Source organism: Enterococcus malodoratus ATCC 43197, from assembly GCF_000407185.1.
Lineage (GTDB): Bacteria > Bacillota > Bacilli > Lactobacillales > Enterococcaceae > Enterococcus_A > Enterococcus_A malodoratus.
This window is the reverse complement of the sequence record NZ_KE136481.1, coordinates 1,889,906-1,910,987: the sequence shown is the minus strand read 5'-3', so window position 1 is coordinate 1,910,987 and position 21,082 is coordinate 1,889,906. Positions and strand designations below refer to the sequence as shown.

At 40.6% G+C, this 21,082-nt stretch carries 22 protein-coding genes; 19 read left to right on the top strand and 3 right to left on the bottom strand.

The features are described from left to right. Positions 1–18 precede the first annotated feature (18 nt). Positions 19–945 carry an alpha/beta hydrolase gene (locus tag I585_RS09380; protein ID WP_010742609.1) on the bottom strand — a complete coding sequence of 309 codons (927 nt, stop codon included), beginning with the start codon at positions 943–945 and terminating at the stop codon, positions 19–21. A gap of 239 nt (positions 946–1,184) precedes the next feature. Here I585_RS09380 and rbsR point away from each other — a divergent pair, with 239 nt between their 5' ends. From rbsR to I585_RS09340, 8 genes are all read left to right on the top strand, one after another. Continuing rightward, positions 1,185–2,177 carry a ribose utilization transcriptional repressor RbsR gene (rbsR, locus tag I585_RS09375; protein ID WP_010742610.1) on the top strand — a complete coding sequence of 331 codons (993 nt, stop codon included), beginning with the start codon at positions 1,185–1,187 and terminating at the stop codon, positions 2,175–2,177. A gap of 106 nt (positions 2,178–2,283) precedes the next feature. Continuing rightward, entirely contained in the window at positions 2,284–3,189 is a 906-nt protein-coding gene (gene rbsK / locus I585_RS09370; RefSeq protein WP_010742611.1) for a ribokinase, read from the top strand. Between the two features lie 16 nt (positions 3,190–3,205). Then, positions 3,206–3,601 carry a D-ribose pyranase gene (rbsD, locus tag I585_RS09365; protein ID WP_010742612.1) on the top strand — a complete coding sequence of 132 codons (396 nt, stop codon included), beginning with the start codon at positions 3,206–3,208 and terminating at the stop codon, positions 3,599–3,601. Positions 3,602–3,625: 24 nt separating this feature from the next. Next, positions 3,626–4,513 carry a ribose/proton symporter RbsU gene (rbsU, locus tag I585_RS09360; protein WP_010742613.1) on the top strand — a complete coding sequence of 296 codons (888 nt, stop codon included), beginning with the start codon at positions 3,626–3,628 and terminating at the stop codon, positions 4,511–4,513. A 161-nt stretch (positions 4,514–4,674) separates the two neighbouring features. Further along, positions 4,675–5,076: a hypothetical protein gene (locus I585_RS09355; protein ID WP_010742614.1), complete on the top strand. Its 402-nt coding sequence runs from the start codon at positions 4,675–4,677 to the stop codon at positions 5,074–5,076. 59 nt (positions 5,077–5,135) lie between these two features. Continuing rightward, positions 5,136–5,438 carry a DUF5960 family protein gene (locus I585_RS09350; protein ID WP_010742615.1) on the top strand — a complete coding sequence of 101 codons (303 nt, stop codon included), beginning with the start codon at positions 5,136–5,138 and terminating at the stop codon, positions 5,436–5,438. Positions 5,439–5,684: 246 nt separating this feature from the next. Next, entirely contained in the window at positions 5,685–5,963 is a 279-nt protein-coding gene (locus tag I585_RS09345; RefSeq protein ID WP_232089390.1) for a type 1 periplasmic-binding domain-containing protein, read from the top strand. 5 nt (positions 5,964–5,968) lie between these two features. Continuing rightward, positions 5,969–6,277 (top strand): hypothetical protein, encoded by a 309-nt coding sequence (locus I585_RS09340; protein WP_010742618.1) that lies wholly within the window; start codon positions 5,969–5,971, stop codon positions 6,275–6,277. 32 nt (positions 6,278–6,309) lie between these two features. Here I585_RS09340 and I585_RS09335 read toward each other — a convergent pair whose 3' ends face one another. Continuing rightward, positions 6,310–7,485, bottom strand: coding sequence for a NupC/NupG family nucleoside CNT transporter (locus I585_RS09335; protein ID WP_010742619.1), 1,176 nt, complete (start codon positions 7,483–7,485; stop codon positions 6,310–6,312). Positions 7,486–7,792: 307 nt separating this feature from the next. Here I585_RS09335 and I585_RS09330 point away from each other — a divergent pair, with 307 nt between their 5' ends. The 9 genes from I585_RS09330 (at position 7,793) to I585_RS09290 (ending at position 17,145) form a co-directional block, all read left to right on the top strand. Next, on the top strand, positions 7,793–8,431 hold the full coding sequence (locus I585_RS09330; RefSeq protein ID WP_010742620.1) for a GntR family transcriptional regulator: 639 nt from the start codon (positions 7,793–7,795) through the stop codon (positions 8,429–8,431). A gap of 127 nt (positions 8,432–8,558) precedes the next feature. Next, the gene (locus I585_RS09325) at positions 8,559–9,758 is read left to right on the top strand and encodes a quaternary amine ABC transporter ATP-binding protein (RefSeq protein WP_010742621.1); all 1,200 of its coding nucleotides are present in this window, start codon (positions 8,559–8,561) and stop codon (positions 9,756–9,758) included. Next, positions 9,751–11,475, top strand: coding sequence for an ABC transporter permease/substrate binding protein (locus I585_RS09320; protein WP_010742622.1), 1,725 nt, complete (start codon positions 9,751–9,753; stop codon positions 11,473–11,475). The genes I585_RS09325 and I585_RS09320 overlap by 8 nt, the downstream gene beginning before the upstream one ends. 359 nt (positions 11,476–11,834) lie before the next feature. Further along, positions 11,835–13,778 (top strand): BglG family transcription antiterminator, encoded by a 1,944-nt coding sequence (locus I585_RS09315; protein WP_010742623.1) that lies wholly within the window; start codon positions 11,835–11,837, stop codon positions 13,776–13,778. Then, positions 13,779–14,252, top strand: coding sequence for a PTS sugar transporter subunit IIA (locus I585_RS09310; protein ID WP_010742624.1), 474 nt, complete (start codon positions 13,779–13,781; stop codon positions 14,250–14,252). It begins immediately after the preceding gene. Positions 14,253–14,265: 13 nt separating this feature from the next. After that, positions 14,266–14,550 (top strand): PTS sugar transporter subunit IIB, encoded by a 285-nt coding sequence (locus I585_RS09305; protein ID WP_010742625.1) that lies wholly within the window; start codon positions 14,266–14,268, stop codon positions 14,548–14,550. A 38-nt stretch (positions 14,551–14,588) separates the two neighbouring features. Continuing rightward, positions 14,589–15,962 (top strand): PTS galactitol transporter subunit IIC, encoded by a 1,374-nt coding sequence (locus I585_RS09300; protein ID WP_010742626.1) that lies wholly within the window; start codon positions 14,589–14,591, stop codon positions 15,960–15,962. A 29-nt stretch (positions 15,963–15,991) separates the two neighbouring features. Continuing rightward, entirely contained in the window at positions 15,992–16,498 is a 507-nt protein-coding gene (locus I585_RS09295; RefSeq protein WP_010742627.1) for a hypothetical protein, read from the top strand. After that, a complete protein-coding gene (locus I585_RS09290) occupies positions 16,498–17,145 on the top strand; it encodes a class II aldolase/adducin family protein (RefSeq protein ID WP_010742628.1) in 648 nt (215 codons plus the stop codon). Before I585_RS09295 ends, I585_RS09290 begins: the two co-directional genes overlap by 1 nt. A 69-nt stretch (positions 17,146–17,214) precedes the next feature. Here the strand turns inward: I585_RS09290 and I585_RS09285 are convergent, their stop codons facing one another. Then, positions 17,215–18,246 carry a zinc-binding dehydrogenase gene (locus I585_RS09285; RefSeq protein ID WP_010742629.1) on the bottom strand — a complete coding sequence of 344 codons (1,032 nt, stop codon included), beginning with the start codon at positions 18,244–18,246 and terminating at the stop codon, positions 17,215–17,217. Positions 18,247–18,430: 184 nt separating this feature from the next. Between I585_RS09285 and I585_RS09280 the strand changes: the two genes are divergently transcribed. Continuing rightward, positions 18,431–20,572, top strand: a complete 2,142-nt coding sequence (locus tag I585_RS09280; RefSeq protein ID WP_010742630.1) for a BglG family transcription antiterminator — start codon at positions 18,431–18,433, stop codon at positions 20,570–20,572. Beyond that, complete coding sequence (locus I585_RS09275) at positions 20,565–21,029, top strand: PTS sugar transporter subunit IIA (protein WP_010742631.1); 465 nt, start codon at positions 20,565–20,567, stop codon at positions 21,027–21,029. Before I585_RS09280 ends, I585_RS09275 begins: the two co-directional genes overlap by 8 nt. The last annotated feature ends 53 nt before the right edge of the window (positions 21,030–21,082 follow it).

Sequence of the window (21,082 nt, the reverse complement as noted above, 5' to 3'; positions counted from 1 at the left end):
AGTAGTTAACTAAAAAGATTAGTGGACATATTTCTGTACAAATTCAGTAACCTTTTTCTGATACATGTCAGGGTCTTTACTTAGTGCTTCGGCATGTTTGGCACCGTGGACCACATACTTTTCTTTCGGTCCTTTAGTTGCGTTATAAACTTCGTCCAACATTGAATAAGGCACGAAATCATCTTTGTCACCATGAATAAACAACATTGGACGATGGTTTTTATTTAGCTGTTTGATAGCATCGGCCTCACCAAAAAAGTATCCTGCGCGAACTTTTGTTACCAGACTAGTGACAGGAATCAATGGAAATGATGGCAGATTGAACATTTCTTTTAATTGGTAATTCAATTCCCCTTTGGCTGAGCTGTAGCCGCAATCTTCGACAAAGGCTTTGACATTGTCCGGCAATTTTTCACCGCTAGTCATCATAACGGTTGCTCCCCCCATACTGACACCGTGAAGGACGATTTCAGCTTGAGAATCTTTTTCGATGATGCGATCAATCCATTGCAGATAGTCTTTTCGTTCAGGCCAGCCAAAACCGATATAGTCTCCTTCACTTTTTCCGTGACCGCGAGCGTCCGGCATCAAGACATTGTAGCCAAGGTCGTGATATATTTTTGCATATTGAGGCATATCAGAAGCCTGTCCCATGTAGCCATGTGCGAGGATAGCCGTTTTATGTTGATTTTTTTCTGCCGGCAGATAATAAGCTGATAATTTCAAGCCGTCGTCTGATGTAAGTTTCCAGTCGCTGCGATTGTCTTTATTGTTGAACCAGCTTTCGGCAGTAATCAATTCGGTTGATTTTTTTGCCGAGCCATCTGCCAGAAAATCTTTTTTTGCCGGAACGACGGCATAAGAATAGAAATAATTTCCTGCCGCAATCAGTACAATAACTAAAACTAGGACGATTCCTAAAATAATTTTTGTTGTTTTGTTCATTTTGTTACTCCTTTTTTTATAGTAAGGAATTTATTTTTAAGCCGTATGCCTTTAACTATCTATTCCAATTAAACCTATTAGGTAACTGAAAAGGGCTAGCCGGCAAAACGCTATCCTACGAACGTACCCTTAAGCAGTATAAAAAAAAATTTAGTTCATAGCAAGTTCGCCAGCTGGTGTATTTACAGGGCAAGTCATTCATGAGAAAATGTAGCAGAGTTTGAAGCAGGAGAGATCAGATGAAAAATAAGAAAATTACTATTAAGGATGTTGCTAAACAATCTGGGGTTTCGATCGCCACGGTCTCCCAAATTTTAAACGGCAATGAGCAGAAATTCAGTCCGAAAACAGTCGAGAAGGTGCTGGCGGCTAAGGCTGCATTGAACTATGAGCCGGACTATTTTGCCCGCCGGATGGTCATGAAAAAAAGCAAGACGATTGGCGTGCTAGTACCTGATATCACGAATCCCTTTTTTAGCACGTTGGTTCGTGGAATCGAAGGTGTTTTGTATCGCGAAAATTTTGTAACGATGTTATGCAATGCTGATCTGGATACGAAAAAAGAGACCGATTATTTAGAAGAGTTGAGCCGCCGAGGAGTTGACGGCTATATCATCGCTAGTTCTGCGATCTCCAATCAAGCTATCAATGACAGTTTACGGAAAAAGAACCTTCCTTATATCGTATTGGATCAAAAGAAGGCAGAAGGGTATAGCGATGCTGTTTTGACCGATGACCTTTCGGGCGGGAAACTGGCTGGTGAGCATCTGAATCAATTAGGGCATCAAAAAGTAGCGGTCGTTTTACCGGAAAATGCGACAGAGAATATTCAGACGCGTCTGACTGGTTTTCAAAAGATTTATCCCAATGCTGTATTGGTTCATGCGGAGCTGTCCAAAGATGGAGGGCGTCAAGCAGCCAAAGAAATAGTTAAGGCAGATGTAACTGCGATTTTTGCCATTAATGATGAATTAGCTTTTGGTTTGTATCTTGGATTAGCGGATGTAGAGAAAAGAATTCCGCAGGATTACAGCGTGATTGGTTACGATAATATTGATATGTGTGAATATGTCACACCGCAATTGACGACGATCGCACAACCAATCTATGAATTGGGCCAAACGACAGCGAATTTATTATTAGAAAGAGTAGAGCAACCTGAGAAAAATTGGGAAGAAAAGACTCTGCCGGTTCAATTGATCAAACGATTTTCAACTGCACGCTTGAAATAGCTTTCAAGCTGTGCTATATTTTTGGTGTCGAGTTAAAACGTTTTAATAAAACGTTTTAACTTAAATCAAATGAACGAATCTGACAACTATGAATGGAGTGAATAAAATGAATACGATTACAATCATTGGGAGTATCAACCTTGATCGCACGATTCGGGTGAAGCAAATGCCAAAACCAGGTGAAACGATGCACACGAAGGAGATCTTCTCTGCTGGCGGAGGTAAGGGTGCGAATCAGGCCGTTGCAGCGAAACGTTCTGAAACAGTCACCAATTTTATTGGAGCAGTCGGAAATGATGCCGCTGGTGATATGATGCGTGAACTTTTATCAGAAGAAGGCATCGACTTATCTGGTGTGCAAACGTTAGAAAAGCAAGCCACAGGACAAGCCTACATCATTGTTGACGATCAAGGCGAAAACAGCATCATGATTCATTCAGGTGCCAACAACGCTTTCACACCGCAACAAGTAAAAGAGCATGCTGAATTGATCAAAGCCAGCGATTTTGTTATTGCGCAATTTGAAAGCACTTTAGAAAGTACGATCGAAGCTTTTACCATCGCCCGACAAGCCGGTGTAAAAACGATTTTAAATCCAGCTCCAGCATTAGAAGAAGTGCCAGAAGACTTGTTAAAAGTTACGGATATGATTATTCCGAATGAAACCGAAACAGAAATTTTAACTGGGATCAAAGTCACGGATGAAGCAAGTCTAAAAACTGCGTCAGATCATCTGCATCAATTAGGAATCGAAGCGGTAATCATTACGATCGGCAGTAAAGGGGCCTTCTATGATGTGAACGGTCGAAGCGGAATCATACCGGCATTCAAAGTAAACGCGGTGGATACAACTGCTGCGGGAGATACGTTTATCGGTGCGATGAGCAGTATCCTAGCGAAGGATTTCAGCAACTTAGAACAAGCCATCGAATATGGAAACAAAGCGTCTTCTCTTACGGTACAACGATTTGGTGCTCAACCATCTATTCCATACAAAAACGAATTGAAGTAATGAAAGGATTTTTAGCATGAAAAAAAGTAAAGTCATCAACTCAGATATTTCTCGCGTAATCGCACAAATGGGTCACTTTGATCAATTAAGTATTGGCGATGCCGGTATGCCAGTGCCAATGACAACTGAAAAAATTGATTTAGCAGTCGATAATGGTATTCCGAGTTTCATGGATGTTTTGAATAATGTGTTAGAAGAACTAGCTGTTCAACGGATTTATTTAGCAGAAGAAATCAACACGGAAAACCCTGAAATGCTGACAAAGATTCAAGAACGATTACCTGAAACCCCAGTGACATTTCTTCCTCATAGCGAGATGAAGTCGGCTCTGCACGATAGTCGAGCATTCATCCGGACAGGCGAAATGACCCCTTATGCCAATATTTTATTGGAGAGCGGCGTCGTATTTTAAGCATTTTTACGAGGAGGAAATAATATGAATACAACAGCGATCTTGATTGGATTAGGACCGTTACTTGGTTGGGGACTATACCCAACCATCGCATCAAAAATTGGCGGCCGTCCAGTAAATCAAATCTTAGGCTCGACTTTAGGCACCTTGATCTTTGCATTAGTTTTTGCCGTGTTCAACGGAATGGGTCTTCCAACAGGAATGGATTTAGTCTTTTCGATTCTTTCTGGAGTAGGCTGGGCGATTGCTCAAATCATTACCTTTCAATCATTCACATTGATTGGTTCATCTCGAGCAATGCCGATAACGACGGCGTTCCAATTGCTGGGTGCCTCGTTATGGGGTGTTTTTGCGCTAGGTGATTGGCCGGGGATGAATGCCAAATTATTGGGTGGTTTAGCCTTAGTATTAATTATTTTAGGAGCATGGATGACGGTTTGGACAGAAGAAAAAACCAAAGAAAAAGCAAGTATCCTAAAAAAAGCGGTGCTTTTACTAGCTGTTGGTGAGATCGGTTATTGGGCGTATTCAGCTGCACCGCAGGCAACCAGCATTGATGGAATGCACGCATTTCTGCCTCAAGCGATTGGCATGCTTATAGTTGCGCTGGTTTATTCAGTAATTTTAAGTGTGAAAGATAAAGAGAAATCGGCTCTTGCAGAACCTGTTTCTTATAAACATATTTTTTCTGGTTTCTTTTTCGCTTTTGCTGCGTTGACTTACTTGATCTCTGCACAACCGGATATGAACGGTTTAGCCACTGGTTTTATCCTGTCTCAAACTTCAGTAGTTTTGGCAACCTTAACGGGTATCTGGTTCTTAGGTCAAAAGAAAACTAAAAAAGAAATGACCATTACGATCGTTGGTTTGTTGCTGATTCTAGCAGCGGCTGCGATGACGGTGATGATCTAAAGCTGTCGATTTTTGACAGCTTTTTTTGTTTGAGATAAACCAAAGTAAAATTTTGTCGGTCAATGCTATAATCAAACATGGAAAGAGAATTCTGATTGAACCATAGAAGGAGTTTTCGACTTTTGAGAAAATATATTCATTAGTAGGAAGAAGGCAAAATAATGAAACTAACAATCTCATTGGATATTTTAGAAGAGGCCTTTTATTATGTGTCGCCAGTTAAGCCGGTCTCTACTGTGCCGCTGATTTATGCGACTTTTTCAGTAGAAAAAGGACAAGTGGCTTATACAACAAATAATGAGATGAAATTCGCACGAAAAGTTGAACGAGCCTTCAAATCGGCATTTCACAAAATCGTTCAAGAAAATCGAGCCTATCGTGAAATACTGGATCAAGACAAGATCTTATCGCCGCAGGAGCATTTAGCTCTGCAAAACAAATTACTCGATTCTTTAATTATGGCGATTCAAGAATATCCTGAGTTGACTTTGATTCGTGTAGAACTCACTGGGAGTTGGCCAGTATTTCAAACAGAAGCTGGACACTTGGATCTGACAGAATAAGCGAGTTGTTTTTGGAAAATGGCTGTAGATGGTACAGTTAAGTTGAAAGGGTGAAGAAAATGGATATGATTTATTTTGAAGGACAGTCAGCATTTTTAGAAGATTATAAAAAAGTCGCAAAGGCAGCAACGATCGATCAGCAGCAAGTGATCGATGAAGTAATGGAGCAATTGAATAAACCAACACCGGATGATAAACTATCGTACATTTTACCCGGTGGAGATACGATTAAAGGGCATGCAGTCAGATTCCCGTTTCGTAAAGAGTTGATCGCAATGGACAATGAGGCGACCGTTTCAACTCAATTTTTTTATGAAGGTTCACCATATGAATATGAAGTTGTGGAAGATGAACAACTATAGCGCTAAGGGACTTTCAAGTTATTAAAAACTTGAAAGTCTTTTTCTATTTGCTTTAAAATAGGTAAGCTGTTATGATGGATGTTCTACTATTTGTTATTTTTTTGAAAGAATGGGAGGTGATGGTCTTGTATGATTTGCCAGCCGCAGGGCTATTTCCTGCATATGACAATTTAAATTTGAAAGGAAGATAATAAATTGTTTATTCTTGAAAAGAAAGCGAATACAACACAGAGGGTTTGGGAACATATGAAACGAAATTATCAAGGAGAGAAAATAGCAGTTGTTGGTGTGGAAAAGCAGCTTCCGCAAACTTTTTTACGCAACAAGCAGGTTATTTTTTATGAAAGTCTGACTGAAGATGCCGTGCTAGAAGAAGGTCGGCAATTCTTAAAAAATTTCGCAAAAGATTATACGGCTTTGGTGTTCTATTTGAATTGTTCATCAGAAATCGCTGAACAGCTGATCGAAGAAGGTCGTACTTTAGGTGTCAGAGTCACTGTTACTGTGGATGAAAAGGCCGCATAGAGTTTATGTGGAAAAAAGTTATTCGACAAACGACTGTTCAAAATACTATTTTGCGGAATGGCTTACGTTTGTTTCAAGAACATTCTTGGCATCAAAATAAGGACAGCCGAACATTGCTGGAGATTTCGGGACAGCTGCACAAAGTTATGCAGCTGCATCTAAATACCAAAAATTTAGTTGTCGGCGTCCCAGGCTATGGAAAAGAAGTCACCCTATTAGAAGTATCAGAACAAGATTTTGTCCCTCATTATCATCAAATTGAGCAGGTGCATGAGTCTAATGAAGGGTATTTTATTCGATTGAAATCAATTTAAAAAGGATCGCACAGTTGTGCGGTCCTTTTATGTTAAAAAATCAAACCTGTGATGATTGCACTTAGAAAGCTGACTAGACTCGCGCTTAATAAGATTTTTAAGCCATGTTTGGCAACTAGATTGCCTTTTTCTTCGTTTAGACCTTTCATTGCACCAGAGATAATTCCAATGGAAGAGAAGTTTGCAAAAGAAACTAAGAAAACAGAGAGAATCGCTGTTGTTCGAGCTGAGAAATCCCAGCCGCCTTTAGCCAATTCAGTCATAGCAACAAATTCGTTGGTTACTAGTTTGGTAGCCATCAAGCTTCCAGCATCAACAGCCTCTTTCCAAGGAATACCGGTGATGAAGGCTAATGGTGCGAAAACATAACCTAAAATTTCTTGGAAGGTCAGACCGGTGATTTTAGCAAAAATAAAATTGATCATGGCAATCAATGCTACAAACCCGATCAGCATTGCGGCTACAGTGACCGCAACATGGAACCCGTCCAAGATATACTCTCCCAACATTTGGAAGAAGGTCTGGTCTTTATCTTCCTCGATCACTAAGTTATCATTTTCCAAGTGGTAAGGATTAACGATTGAGGCAATGATGAAGCCGCCGAATAAGTTCAGTACAAGTGCAGTAATTACATATCGCGGTTGGATCAAAGCCATATAGGAACCAACGATCGACATGGAAACGGTGGACATTGCTGAAATACTCATGGAAGTCAAACGTTGTTCCGACAAAGTAGGCAGCTCCTTTTTAATGGAGATGAATACTTCTGATTGTCCCAGAATCGCTGAAGCAATCCCATTATAAGACTCCAGCTTGCCCATCCCGTTGATCTTGCTAAGAGCTAGACCAACACCTTTCATGAAGAGCGGCAAAATTTTAACGTAACGCAAGATTCCGATGATCGCGGAAATAAAGACGATCGGCATCAAGACGTTCAGAAAAAATGGGAAGCTCTCTTTGTTAGCAATACCGCCAAAAACAAAGTCCACACCCGAACCGGCAAAGCGCAACAATGCGTCGAACACGCCAGCCAAACCGCCAACGATGGTTGTGCCTACCGTTGTACGCAATAAAATGAAACCCAATAGAAATTGCAATACTAGCATGATCACAATCGGAGAATACCGAATGTGTTTCCGGTCGCTGCTGATCAAGAAACCTAAAACTAAGACAATTATCAACCCAATAATACCTATCACAAAATGCAAAAAATCACTCCTAATTTATATATTGTTGATTTTGATTTTCATCAAGCCGATCATTCCTAAAAACGTGCGTGAATAAACAATTGGATAAAGCAGAGTCAAGGAAATGACCGTTTAAAAATAATCTGAATTAGCGTAGCTTTTTTTGGGAGGATTTGCGAAGAATAACCATTAAAATATTTCCTCTATGAACAAATTCTAAACACGAAAACACTAACAAATTCATTTTCGGCGACTTGCAATGATTACAGCTTTTCTAAAAAAAATATGCTATGCTTGAAAAGAATTCTGCAGAAAAAGAGGGATCGAAATGGAAGGGGAAAACAAGAAGCGGATCTTACTTCCGCGTTATCAGCAAGTTGCGGTAGAGATTGCTGAACGAATTGCCGACAAACGTTATCAGGTAGGAGAAAAAATCCATGCACGCTCTACTTTAGCGAGTAACTTCAATGTTTCCCCTGAGACGGCCCGTAAAGCGATCAATGTTTTGGTCGATCTAGGTATTATGGAGGTTCGGCACGGCAGCGGAGCATATGTACTTTCGCGAGAAAAAGCGCAGGTCTATTTTGAAAAATATCAAGATGTGCAAACTGTTCAAGAAATCAAAAATGAGATTCAGGCCAGTGTTGAAAAACAAAAGCAGGAATTGGACAATGTCAGTGTACTGCTGAATCAGCTATTAGCTCAAACGAAGCGTGTTCATAACGTTGCGCCTTTTGTACCTTATGAATTGACGCTGACCGAAGAGGCGGTTCATTTAGAGAGTACGGTCAATGACTTGAATATTTGGCATGAGACGGGTGCAACGATCGTGGCTATTCAACAAAAAAATGAATTGCTGCTGTCTCCTGGACCGTATGCCAAAATTTGTGCTGGTGATACTCTGTTTTTCGTCGGAAACGAGCTAGTATTACAACGAATGCAGCATTTGTTTTACCCAGATAAATAAATGTCGAAAAAAGAGAAGCTGCGGCTTTTCTTTTTTTGTTTACTGAAAATTTTCAGCATCTTTTTTGACAAAAGTGACCACATGATGTTAAGGTTGTATGGTCACTTTTTTAAGAGGAGGATATTTTTTGAGTAAAGTTAAGGTAGAACATCTGACTAAAATATTTGGTAAGAAACAGCAACAGGCCCTTGCGATGATTCAAGAGAATCGCGACAAGAATGAAATTGTAGAGCAAACAGGTGCAACTGTTGGTGTATATGATGCAAGTTTTGAAGTCAATGAAGGAGAAATTTTTGTTATCATGGGACTTTCCGGCAGCGGAAAATCTACAATGATTCGTTTATTAAATCGATTGATTGATCCAACATCTGGTGAGATTTATATTGATGGAGAAAATATTGCCCAAATGGATAAAGAAGCACTGCGGGAAGTGCGCCGCCATAAAATCAATATGGTTTTCCAAAACTTTGGACTATTTCCTCATCGTACGATTTTAGAGAATACAGAATATGGTCTTGAAGTGCGCGGTGTACCGAAAGCGGAACGTCAAGCCAAAGCAGAACAAGCATTAGACAACTCAGGATTACTGACCTTTAAGGATCAATATCCGAATCAACTATCCGGTGGGATGCAGCAGCGGGTCGGTTTGGCGCGTGCACTGGCCAATGATCCAGAAATATTATTGATGGATGAGGCATTCTCAGCATTAGATCCATTGATTCGCCGCGAGATGCAAGATGAACTGTTGGATTTGCAGTCCAATGTACAAAAAACGATTATCTTCATCACTCATGATTTGAATGAAGCCTTGCGGATCGGTGATCGGATTGCTTTGATGAAGGATGGTCAAATCATGCAGATCGGTACAGGTGAAGAGATTCTAACGCACCCAGCCAATCAATATGTTCGAGACTTTGTCGAAGACGTTGACCGTTCGAAAGTCTTGACCGCACAAAATATTATGGTCCCAGCGTTGACTACGAATATTGAAGTTGATGGCCCGAGTGTGGCCTTGAACCGGATGCGTAAAGAAGAAGTCAGCATGCTTTTAGCTGTTGACCGCAAACGTAAATTGAAAGGGAGTCTGACTGCGGATAAAGCGTTAGAGGCTCGTAAAAATAATTTAACACTGAAAGAAGTCATTGATAAAAATGTCCGCCGCATTCCTAAAGATATGCTGGTCACCGATATTTTCAATCTGATTTTTGATTCACCTGCTCCGCTGGCTGTAGTAGAAGGCGACCGTTTAGTCGGCGTCGTCATTCGCGGCAGTGTATTAGAGGCGTTGGCAGATACAGAAGCAGAAGAGGTGAAAGCACATGTCTAATATTTTACAGCAAGCATTACCCGTAGCAGATTGGGTTGAAGGATTTACTGATTGGCTGACCGGAACCTTTGCAGGATTATTCTCAGTCTTGCAGCACAGCGGCCAATTTTTGATGGATGGGATGACTAATCTCATGGCATCGATTCCGCCATTATTATTCATTCTTGTCTTAACTGTTGCCGCATTTTTCATTTCTAATAAAAAATGGGGATTGACGAGCTTTACCTTGATTGGGTTACTGTTTATTTACAATCAAGGATTGTGGCTCGATCTAATGAGCACTGTTACGCTAGTAATTTTATCTAGTGTCCTTTCGATCATCATTGGAGTACCATTAGGTATTTTAATGGCAAAAAGCGAGATAGCAAAGAAAATTATTACACCAATCTTGGACTTTATGCAGACGATGCCAGGTTTCGTGTACCTGATTCCTGCGGTTGCCTTCTTTGGTATCGGGATGGTACCGGGTGTTTTCGCATCAGTAATTTTTGCGTTGCCGCCAACGGTTCGTTTTACGAATCTTGGAATTCGCCAAATACCAAAAGAGTTGGTGGAAGCCTCTGATTCATTTGGCGGAACAGGTCGGCAAAAACTCTTTAAACTGGAATTGCCGTTAGCGAAAAGTACGATCTTAGCAGGGATTAACCAAACAACGATGCTGGCCTTATCAATGGTCGTAATCGCATCAATGATTGGTGCACCTGGTCTTGGTCGTGGTGTGTTGTCAGCCTTGCAGCGGGCACAAGTCGGGAATGGTTTTGTGAACGGGTTGGCGCTCGTTATCTTAGCAATCATCATTGACCGCTTTACACAAAACATTAACAAGCCGAAACAACAAGCGGCTGAAAAAATGCCGAAGTCGAAAAAGAAAAAAATCGGGATTGCTGCCGGTGTTGTCGCCGCAGTGGTTTTACTCGCTTCATTTGGTTTTGGCGGCAGCTCTGAAGAGAACAAAGGAACGATCAATCTTTCCTATGTGGAATGGGATACCGAAGTCGCTTCAACACACGTAGTCGGTGAAATTCTAAAAGAGATGGGCTACAACGTCAATATGACGCCGTTAGACAATGCCATCATGTGGGAATCTGTTGCAAAAGGCGAGTCTGATGCGATGGTAGCTGCTTGGCTGCCGAATACGCATAAGTCGCAATTTGCTCAGTACAAAGATCAAGTAGATGATCTTGGGGTCAATTTGAAAGGCGCAAAAGTTGGGATCGTCGTACCGGACTATATGGATGTAAATTCCATCGAAGATCTAACCGATCAAGCCAACAAAACGATCACAGGGATCGAACCTGGTGCCGGTGTAGTCAATGCTGCTGAAAATACCTTGAAGGCTTATCCGAACTTAGCAGATTGGAAAGTTTCAACGTCATCTTCTGGAGCAATGACAGTAGCACTTGGTCAAGCAATCAAAAAGAAAGAGCCGATCGTTATTACCGGTTGGTCACCGCATTGGATGTTTGCTAAATATGGATTGAAATATTTGGAAGATCCAAAGGGTGCCATGGGAACAGAGGAAGCTATCCATACGATGGCACGCAAAGGGTTGAAAAAAGATCAGCCGGAAGCATACAAAGTATTGGATAACTTTAATTGGAACCAAAAAGATATGGAAAGTGTCATGCTGGCTATTAATGAAGGTACCGATCCTTCTCAAGCAGCTAAAGATTGGATCAAAGATCATCAAAAAGAAGTTGATCAGTGGAAAAAATAGAATATAAGAAAAATTGCTGGTCATTATTGACCAGCAATTTTTTTATGTATTGGAGGCTTGTTTATTGAGATAGAATAATTTCATAAATACTTTCAAAAAAGAATAGTTACTATTAATTAGTAGTTTCATGATTAATGATGAAAAAAGGATGCCTTTAAACAATCAGGAAAATTTACTATGATGAGTATAAGAGATAGTGAAGTTGCCAGTTCAACTTTGTCAGTTCTACTAATCTTACTTTAGCAAGAGTAGTAGAAGGGTATGCGTACGAAAATCATTGGAACTTTTATGTTAGAAAAATTCTATCATTCATTTGTGAGCTAGCTTCATAATGTTGAATTGAAAAAGGAGGTGTGAAGATGGAAAAAAGTATGCGGCGGCGAAACCAGCTATTGTCCCTACTTCTTTCTGAAAGCGATTACAAAGCGACGGATTATTTTAGTGAGAAGTTAGAGGTCTCTACAAGAACAATTTTGAATGACGTCAATTTTTTAAATAAGGAACTGACCAAAAAAGAGATAGAGATTGTCAAAGTACCGCGTCATGGCATTAAGCTAGTAGGAACTGAAAAAAACGTTAGCAGAATCGGTGAACTTTCGTTGGAGAGCGATGGAGATGCCTATGATGTGTTAGGCAGAAGAGAAGCGTTGTTTCGTAAATTATTTATGTCTCCAGCAGGCCAATTACAAGAGGAACTTGAAAAGGAATTTTTTATTTCGGACTCGACTCTAAAAAAGGATCTGGATTATCTGCAACGTTATCTCCGTCATTTTGATGTCAAGATTTGTCAGAACAAGCGAAATGTCGTTCTTAAAGGAACCGAAGTCGATGTGCAGCAGTCCTATCAAAATTTTTTGATAACGAAGTTTCCGGACGCCTTGTTCGTCAATAATGAAGAGCTGCTTATCCAATTGAGTAATTACTTTCCGAAGAAGCTGATTCAGTTAGTCAAAGAGACGTTAGAGAGGTTTTCGGATATGTTTTACAGCGATATTTCTAATAAATATTTTTCAGCAATTTTTCTTACCTTTTTATGTTTGCTTACTCGAGCGGAAAACGGCTGTCATATGACGATCAAAGAAAAGAAGAAAAGTGAGTTAGAAGACCTGGCGCTCTACACTCAAACATATGAAATTTGTGCCTTTATTTCGGCTAATAGTACGATCGAACTTTGGTATCCTGACATTTATCATCTATCGGAAACGTTGTATGCCATGAATGTAAAACCATATTATAAATCAACTAAAAGCTACAGCGGCTGCTATCAAGAGGCAGTAGAAGAATTGATGGCTGACTTAGGGAATCTGTTGAATATCGATTTTTCGAGGGACCAAGAATTACATGATTCGTTAATGAGCCATATCGTGCCGATGATTTATCGTCTGCGTCGCAATATCTTGATCAAGAATCCATTTATGGAAGAAATCAAAAACCGCTATTTATTATTATATTCTATGATGTGTTATGCCACGAGTAGTTTAGCGCAGCGTTTTTCGATCGAAATTACTGGTGATGAGATTTCTTTTTTAGTGATTTATTTCCAAGTTTCATTAGAACGCAAGTATGGAGTAAGTTTCCGCAATATTTATGTTGTGCTGTCTCGAGGGTTGATCACCAGCGACTTGATCTATACAAAAATTCGGCGAATCATCCCTCATACAGATAAGGTCATTCAGTTAACGACCAAAGAATTTGAGCAGGTAACGTTAAATTCTCGGGATGTTGTTGTTACTACCGATCCGCATTTAAAGGCGCGGAATGTCGTTTATATTTCTCCGATGATCAAGGATGAAGAAATCAGCCGGATCGTCCATACCTACTACAAACGGTATTACGCAACAGCAAAAGAAAAATCACAAGTTGAACACCAATGGATCAATCCAGATCTTATTTTCCTTCAGCAGCATGTGGAGAACAAACAAGAGTGTTTGAATTTCATGATCAAAAAATATCAGGCGTTGGGGATCGCTAAAGAAAATTTTGGCGAGTCAGTTTGGGTTCGTGAAAAGTTAGGGGATACTAGTTTTTCTGTGAGTGTTGCTATTCCCCATGCGGATCCCAGCGAGGTCAATCAAACCTCGATCGGGATCATGACCTTAGATAAGAAGATAAATTGGGGAATCAATAATGTGAATGTCATTCTATTTTTTGCCATTTCAGATACGGACATTGATGCTGCGAAGAGTAAGATCACGGGATTACTTGAATTTATCGAGAGGGAGGAGAATGTTGAGCAGTTGATTCAAGTAACGGATAAACAGACGCTATTAGAATTAGTGATGGGGGAAAGGAGTGCAATCTAAGTGGCTGACTTTTGGGACGATATGTATTTAGATGAATTTTTAGTAGATTTAGAAATGGATGAACCGGACAATTTTTCGGCATTGGCGGCATTAGCCGGTTGTCTTGAGAAAAACAAATGTGTGAATGGAGAGTTTAGTCAAGCGATTCAAGAACGAGAAAAAGAATTTGCGACAGGCTTACCGCTAGAGCACATCGGGGTTGCGATCCCCCACACAGATTCAGAGTACGTTTTCAAGCAATCGATGGCGATCGGTATTCTAAAGAATCCAGTGATGTTTGAAATGATGGGCTCGCCGGAAGTTTTAGTTCCGGTAAAAATCATGTTTATGCTGGCGATCAAAGAACCTAAGAAACAATTGGATTTTCTACAGGCATTAATCGATATGTTTCAAAAAGACGAAAAGGTCTTAGCAATTATTCAAGCGAAAACGGCAACGGAGGCCGTGCAAAAAATGAAACAGAATTTAAACTAGGGACGTGGAAAAAATGAAAAATATTTTATTGGCATGTGGTTCAGGAATTGCAACATCAACGGCGGTTAACGGAAAAATCTCTAAGGTTTTAGATGATAACGGTTATAAAGGGAAGTACAAAATTACGCAATGCAAGATTTCAGAAACACCAAACAAAGCATCGAACTATGACTTTTTGATTTCTACGACGGTGATACCTAAGGATTTAGATTGCGAGTCTGTTTCGGGCGTATGTTTCTTAACAGGAGTTAACACGAAGCCTACGATCGATCGAATTTTAGAGCTGATGGAAAAGTAGCCTGCTGTAAATAGTACGAGGAATGAGGGGGAATAATCATGGATGCTATTATCAAAGTGTTTCAATTTATTCAGGGTTTAGGTGTTTCCGTTGTAATGCCAATTGTTATCTTTATCATTGGTTGTGCCTTCAGAACAGGTGTCGGGAAAAGTCTTCGAGCAGGGTTAACAGTAGGGGTCGGTTTTATCGGCTTGAACTTGGTCATTAACTCGTTATTGGGAACCAGTCTCTCGCCAGCGGTACAAGCGATGGTTGATCGCTATGGATTGAGTTTATCAACGATTGATGTGGGATGGCCGGCTTCTGCAGCAATTGCGATGGGTTCGACGGTTGGATTGATCATCATTCCGTTAGGATTATTGGTAAATATCGTGATGCTGCTGACGAATACGACGCAAACAGTGGACGTAGATATTTGGGATTACTGGCACTTTGCTTTTACCGGAGCTTTGGTAGCTATCATCACCGATACTCTATGGTTGGGAATTATTGCGGCGGTCGTTAACATGGTCATCATTATGGTTCTGGGAGACGTTACCGCTCCAGAGGTAGAAAAATCACTGGATCTGCCGGGGGTCTCACTCCCCCACGGGTTTACAACAGCTTATGCGCCGATCGCGATGGTGATTAATAAATTAATCGATATGATCCCAGGGGTAAGAGATATCAATATTAATATGGATACGGTTCAAAGACGTTTTGGTGTTTTTGGCGAACCGATTCTAGTAGGAACGTTCTTGGGAATAATTATTGGGATTATCGCAGGGTATGACGTGACAGAAGTATTGACTCTAGGGATTTCACTGGGAGCAGTTTTAGTCTTAATTCCTAAAATGGCTGCTTTGCTGATGGAAGGGTTGATTCCGATTAGTGACGCTGCCAGCGAGTTTATTCAAGGAAGATTCCAAAATCGCGGAAAAATATATATTGGCCTAGATTCTGCGGTAGGGGTTGGACATCCAGTAACATTAGCAATCTCATTCATTTTAGTTCCATTATTGATTTTCTTGGCGGTTGTCTTGCCGGGAAATACAGTGATGCCATTTGCTGATTTGGCTGTTATTCCGTGGATGTTCGTTCTGATCACGCCAATCGTAAAAGAGAATGGCTTTAGAGGCCTGATCGTAGGATTGATCGTTCTTGTTTTCGGACTATGGATCGCGACAGACTTAGCGCCGATGATCACGACGGCCGCGAACAACGTGAATTTCCAAATGCCGGAGGGGGCATCGCAAATTTCTTCTATTTGTGACGGTGCGAACCCGCTGACTTGGGCATTGGTTCGCTTAAATGGCCTCGGATATATTGGTACTGGAGTTGGTGCGTTTGTTGCTGCGGCAATGGCGATCTGGAACCGTAATCGAATCAAAAAAGAAGCGTCTCAGCTGCATGATGGAGGAGAAGCAGCTTAATTCTTTCGTATGAAAAGGGGGAAGAACAAATGAAACGGTTTGAGTACGATAAAACATTGTATTTTATAGATGTCCCTGTTACAGGAGTAGTCTCATTGATTGTTTTCCTCATAGCGCTTGTCTCAATTATTACCAATCGAATACCAGCGTTGATGTTTCTTGTTGGGATCGTCGCTTTTTACAGCTTTTGGAACGCGCTTGTAGCGAAAGTCACACCGAAAGAAATCGATGTGGATGGGGACACACTGACTTTACGTTCATTTAACCGTAGAGATGCTTACAGCCTAACGCAGCTGAAAAGTTTTAAAATTCGTGAGTTCCCGAGTGCAGGAAAAATGTTTTTGCGTATGAATGGCGGCGGAGTGCTTAAAGGACGTTATTGGTTGAACACGAAAAATTATAATGATGGTCACGAGCTGTTTCGCTTACTGCTGGATATGGAATATGAAAAGCATCCAGAGTCACTGAAGGCTCGTGCTAGAAGAGTGAATACCGAGTATAACGCTCGTGCCAAAAAGAAAAAAGAGGCCAGCTGATGTTAGAAAAAGAAAAGACAGAGATTATCGCCGCAGGAATCAAATTGGATCGTTATGGATTGATTTCCTTATCCGGCGGAAATGTCAGTGTGCGGGTGGATCAGGAAACATTATTGGTTACCCCTAGCGGCATGATGTATGAAGAGATGGTTCCAGCAGATGTTCTCGTAATGAATAGTGATGGAAAGGTCATCGAAGGTGCGCGTCGTCCGAGTGTTGATACGATCGCGATACGTTATATTTTTCAGCAGATGCCTGAAGTTAATGCAGTCATTCATACGCATCAACCCTATGCTACGGGGATTGGCTTAGTGGTTGATCGGATCGATTGCGATGTTACTACGCTTGCTAATACAGCTAAAGGACCGGTCAATGTAGCACCGTATAGTTCGGCGGCTAGTATCGACATGGGCTATGCAGTGGTCGACCATATTGGTGATCAGTTAGCGGTCGTGTTGAAAAATCATGGGGTTGTGACGATAGGCAAAAATTTAAAAGAGGCGTTGTATGCAGCTGTCTATTTAGAAGAAGCCGCTAAAACACTTTATGTCGCACATTCCTATGGAGGCGATATCGCTAAACTAAATGACGAACAGATCCGGACAGCTGTTGAAGTATTTAAGGATTATGGTCAGGTCAAACAGTAAGTTGTTTATTTAAATACTAGAAGTACTACACAAAGACCGTCTGCTAGTTTTGGCAGGCGGTCTTTGTGTTTATTCAGGTTTCAGCAATACTTTCAGTTCGTCGCCGTTCATCGCCAAGTTGAAGGCTTCCTCCCATTGAGCTAAAGGGAGAATTTTTGTAACCACGGGAGCTAAATCGATCGTGGAGGTCTGCAGCCAGTCAATTGTTTTAAGCCAAGAACTTGTTTTTTGGGTTCGCGAGCCGATGAGCTGGATCTCTTTGTTTAGGAGCAAACTCATGTCGACGGGCACAGGATTTTTTGCGAACAGTCCTTCTTGAATGACTGTTCCTTTTTTCCTAACGATCTCTAGCGCTTGCTGCAAAGCTTGCGGACTGCCGGAGCATTCAAAGACTTGATCAAAGCCTAATTGATTGGTTGCCTCGCTGAGAAATGCGGACCAATCAGTTGTTTGACTATCAATAACTTGAGAGATACCCAGTTCCTTTGCTTTGGTCAAGCGATGAGCGTCTTTAGTGATGCCGATAAGTGTGACATCTGCCTTTAATGATTTTGCGACTAACGCCAGTAAGACACCGATAGGACCAGGACCGAATACGGCGATTTTCTCATCAGGCTGAATATGAGTTTTTTCCATCGCGGCATGAATACAGCATGCGAGAGGTTCGATTAAAGCGGCGACCTCATTTGATATGGAGTCTGGTAGTTTATGACAGCGAGCAGCTTTAGCGGCAACGAAAGTCGCAAAGCTTCCATCTACCTGCGTACCCAGTCCTTTTCGCTGACTGCATAAATTAAATTCTTGTGCCAAACAGTGAACGCATTTTTCACAAACTTCATAAGTTGTCTCACTGACAACCCGCTCTCCGATCGTGAAGTTTGTTACTTTATCCCCTATCTCATAAACTATACCAATGAACTCATGCCCAAGCGTTAAGGGTATTTTTTTGTTATATTCTCCTTTTAAGGCATGAATGTCTGATCCACAAATCCCGCTGAAGACTACTTTAATTATTATTTCATCATTTTTAGGAAATGGCTTGTTTATGTCACATAATTCCATGTTACCAAAACCGCTTGCTATCTTTCTTAATGCTTCCAATGCAATGACCTCCTCAAATGTTATATATGTAAGTGTTATTAAAAATGAACCTTTTATAGTATGCCAAGCGTAGCATAGAAGCTTATTCGCTAACTAGCACAATTCTTTTGAGAAGTGAACAAAAAGGATTGGTCTTGTGAAATAATAGGGGCAAGATACAATTAAATGTGTAGAGGTGATAGTGATGAACAGAAGGATCAATAAAATTTTATTGGATATTTTGCATGAGAAAGAAGATTCATTGGCCAATTATGCAAAATTATTTAAGGTCTCCGAACAAACGATTCGCAATGACGTCAAAGAAATCAACTTTCAATTGGAAAGCAGTAATGGCAATAGAGGAATCTATTTAGAAGATGGGTGTTTACAAATACCGGAGGAGGTTGATTTAAAGGAGTTATTCAAAACCTACGCATCATTTCAACACTATCATTTAACTCTCGATGAACGGCGAACCATACTAGCTTTGCTTCTGATCACCAGTCATGATTATGTGACAACGTACTATCTCTCTGAATACCTCTTAGTTAGCCGCAATACGCTAGTCAGTGATATCGAGGAATTAAAAAAATGGTTTGCCAAAAATGATTTGATTCTGTTGTCCCACATTGGAAAAGGCTACAAAGTCGCTGGCGATGAAATAAAGATTCGAAAGGCCATGACGAAACTAATCATTTTCAATGGGCTGTTTGATTACGGCTATGATTATGCTCTAGGCTGGGAAAACAATATTTTTCAAAATCTCTTATTGGACATTATTGATTCAGACAATCGTTATCAAATGGTCAGCCAGCTGCTGATGGAGGCGGAAAAGGAAGAGAACCTGCAATTATCTGATTTCTCTTATCAAGAGATGATCTGCTACTTGATCATTTTGATCGAACGAATCAAATTTAATCACTATATTGAATTCTCTGAAAGTTTAAATAAAATGCTGGAGAGTTCAAAATCGAGCTTTGCTAAAACGATCATCAAAAAAATTGAAGAAGCTTATTCTATTGAGGCCGCCGAAGGAGAATTAGGCTACTTGACCTCGATTTTACGCAGAAAAAGCTACATCAAAAATAATGGACGCAAAATCGATTCCATCGAAATTCAAATCTTGATCAATGAGTTTATTTTTAACTTGGCGAAAGAGATGGATATCAAATATTACTTGAACAGCGATTTATTTGATCTGTTGGAAAATCATTTGAAATTGTTGATTTATCGTCTTTCTTTAAACGACAGTGTCGTCAATGTTTTGTTTGATGAAATTTATCAGTCGTATCCGGAAATGTTTGAAATAGTAAAACGAAATTTGCGGGAGATCGAAGCCTGCTTGGGACTTGAGATTCAACCGAATGAGCTATCCTTTATCGTCATGTACGCGATGGCCATTCTGGAAAACAGAAGCAATACCCAGTCAAAAGGTCAGGTCCGCTTGCGAATTGTTTGCAATTCAGGCAGCGGGACCGCTCAACTGATCAAAGTGAAACTACTATCGGCGTTTCCTCAGATCTCGGTGATTTCTGTTGACTCCTCTCACGCGCTGCAAAAGGTGCGGCCAGCTGATCAAGATTTAATCGTCAGCACGGTTCCTTTGAAGTTTGATCAGTCGCCGGTGGTTTTAGTAAATCCGATCTTAACAGAGCAAGATATTGTGCGAATTCAAAAAGCGTTGTACAAGATCAAGCCGCGCCACTTCATTGATCAGGAATACTTGATCACTAAAGAAGAATCGATGATTGAAAATTTCTTGCCGATCATTCAGAAATATATCGATGAAGGCGAATATCAAAATTTTTTAAGCGATATCGAATCGTTTAATCGCTTGAATGAGCGCTTAACAGTCGAGGCACAAGAAGTGAGTCGTTTGACGTCGATCTTGACTGTCGAACGAATTAAATTGGACCAGCCTTGTGAGAATTGGCAAGCAGCAATTGAAGAGGCGGGACAATTATTGCTGATGGATGATTTGATTACAGCTGAATATATCCAAGGAATGATCCAAATGGTCGTCGAAAATGATTCGTATATCGTTATTTCACCAGGAGTGGCGATTCCACATGCGGAATTTTCGCATGGTGCAAAAAAGATCGGGGCTAGTTTTGTTCGTTTAGCCCAGCCGATAAATTTCAATCATCAGAAAAATGATCCAGTAAAATATGTAATCGCTTTCTCTTTGCCGGAGGGTGTTTCGATCGGGACCTGTCTATATTATTTTACTGAAATCTTAGCAACGGAGAATTTTTTAGAAATAATGGATCAGTGTCGTTCCGAACAAGCGGTAATGGTTCAGTTAAGAAAATTAGAAGATAAAGTGATGGGGTTTCCTTATGAATAAACTACTGAGTAATGAAAATCAAAAATTTCTGTATTATGCATTTGATGAACAGGAGCAAGAAACACTGCTGGCTAAGATGAGCGAAGTGCTGATTGAAGCGGGTTTTGTTCACGAAAGCTACAAAAATGCGGTGATTGAGCGGGAACGAGTCTTTCCGACGGGATTGCCGACCCAAGGGATTCATGTAGCGATCCCGCATACGGATTCGATCCATGTAAAAAAAGAAGGGTTTTTAGTGGGGGTGTTAGAACGGCCGATTGCGTTTGAGATGATGGCCAGTAAGGATGTTTTCCTTGATGTCGAACTTATTTTTATGTTGGCAATTAAACGGCCGGAGGATCAATTGGTCATGCTGCAGAAATTGATGCTCTTGTGTCAGGATGAAAAAAATTTACAGTTACTAAAATCAAAAGAGAAGGTTGTTGAGGTGGAGGCGCTGCTGAAAACCATACATTAAAGGTTGGCGGTTCCTCTTGTTCCAAAAATTAGGATCAGAAAAACGTGAGAGAC

What these genes read in the sequence shown, in the direction of transcription:
- I585_RS09355 (WP_010742614.1), top strand. Translation starts at nt 4,675, where the DNA reads ATGAAACTAACAATCTCATTGGATATTTTAGAAGAGGCCTTTTATTAT.
- I585_RS09290 (WP_010742628.1), top strand. Translation starts at nt 16,498, where the DNA reads ATGTTAGAAAAAGAAAAGACAGAGATTATCGCCGCAGGAATCAAATTG.
- I585_RS09320 (WP_010742622.1), top strand. Translation starts at nt 9,751, where the DNA reads ATGTCTAATATTTTACAGCAAGCATTACCCGTAGCAGATTGGGTTGAA.
- I585_RS09340 (WP_010742618.1), top strand. Translation starts at nt 5,969, where the DNA reads ATGTGGAAAAAAGTTATTCGACAAACGACTGTTCAAAATACTATTTTG.
- rbsR (WP_010742610.1), top strand. Translation starts at nt 1,185, where the DNA reads ATGAAAAATAAGAAAATTACTATTAAGGATGTTGCTAAACAATCTGGG.
- I585_RS09300 (WP_010742626.1), top strand. Translation starts at nt 14,589, where the DNA reads ATGGATGCTATTATCAAAGTGTTTCAATTTATTCAGGGTTTAGGTGTT.
- I585_RS09345 (WP_232089390.1), top strand. Translation starts at nt 5,685, where the DNA reads ATGAAACGAAATTATCAAGGAGAGAAAATAGCAGTTGTTGGTGTGGAA.
- I585_RS09330 (WP_010742620.1), top strand. Translation starts at nt 7,793, where the DNA reads ATGGAAGGGGAAAACAAGAAGCGGATCTTACTTCCGCGTTATCAGCAA.
- I585_RS09315 (WP_010742623.1), top strand. Translation starts at nt 11,835, where the DNA reads ATGGAAAAAAGTATGCGGCGGCGAAACCAGCTATTGTCCCTACTTCTT.
- I585_RS09380 (WP_010742609.1), bottom strand. Translation starts at nt 945, where the DNA reads ATGAACAAAACAACAAAAATTATTTTAGGAATCGTCCTAGTTTTAGTT.
- I585_RS09305 (WP_010742625.1), top strand. Translation starts at nt 14,266, where the DNA reads ATGAAAAATATTTTATTGGCATGTGGTTCAGGAATTGCAACATCAACG.
- I585_RS09295 (WP_010742627.1), top strand. Translation starts at nt 15,992, where the DNA reads ATGAAACGGTTTGAGTACGATAAAACATTGTATTTTATAGATGTCCCT.
- I585_RS09280 (WP_010742630.1), top strand. Translation starts at nt 18,431, where the DNA reads ATGAACAGAAGGATCAATAAAATTTTATTGGATATTTTGCATGAGAAA.
- rbsD (WP_010742612.1), top strand. Translation starts at nt 3,206, where the DNA reads ATGAAAAAAAGTAAAGTCATCAACTCAGATATTTCTCGCGTAATCGCA.
- I585_RS09350 (WP_010742615.1), top strand. Translation starts at nt 5,136, where the DNA reads ATGGATATGATTTATTTTGAAGGACAGTCAGCATTTTTAGAAGATTAT.
- rbsK (WP_010742611.1), top strand. Translation starts at nt 2,284, where the DNA reads ATGAATACGATTACAATCATTGGGAGTATCAACCTTGATCGCACGATT.
- I585_RS09275 (WP_010742631.1), top strand. Translation starts at nt 20,565, where the DNA reads ATGAATAAACTACTGAGTAATGAAAATCAAAAATTTCTGTATTATGCA.
- rbsU (WP_010742613.1), top strand. Translation starts at nt 3,626, where the DNA reads ATGAATACAACAGCGATCTTGATTGGATTAGGACCGTTACTTGGTTGG.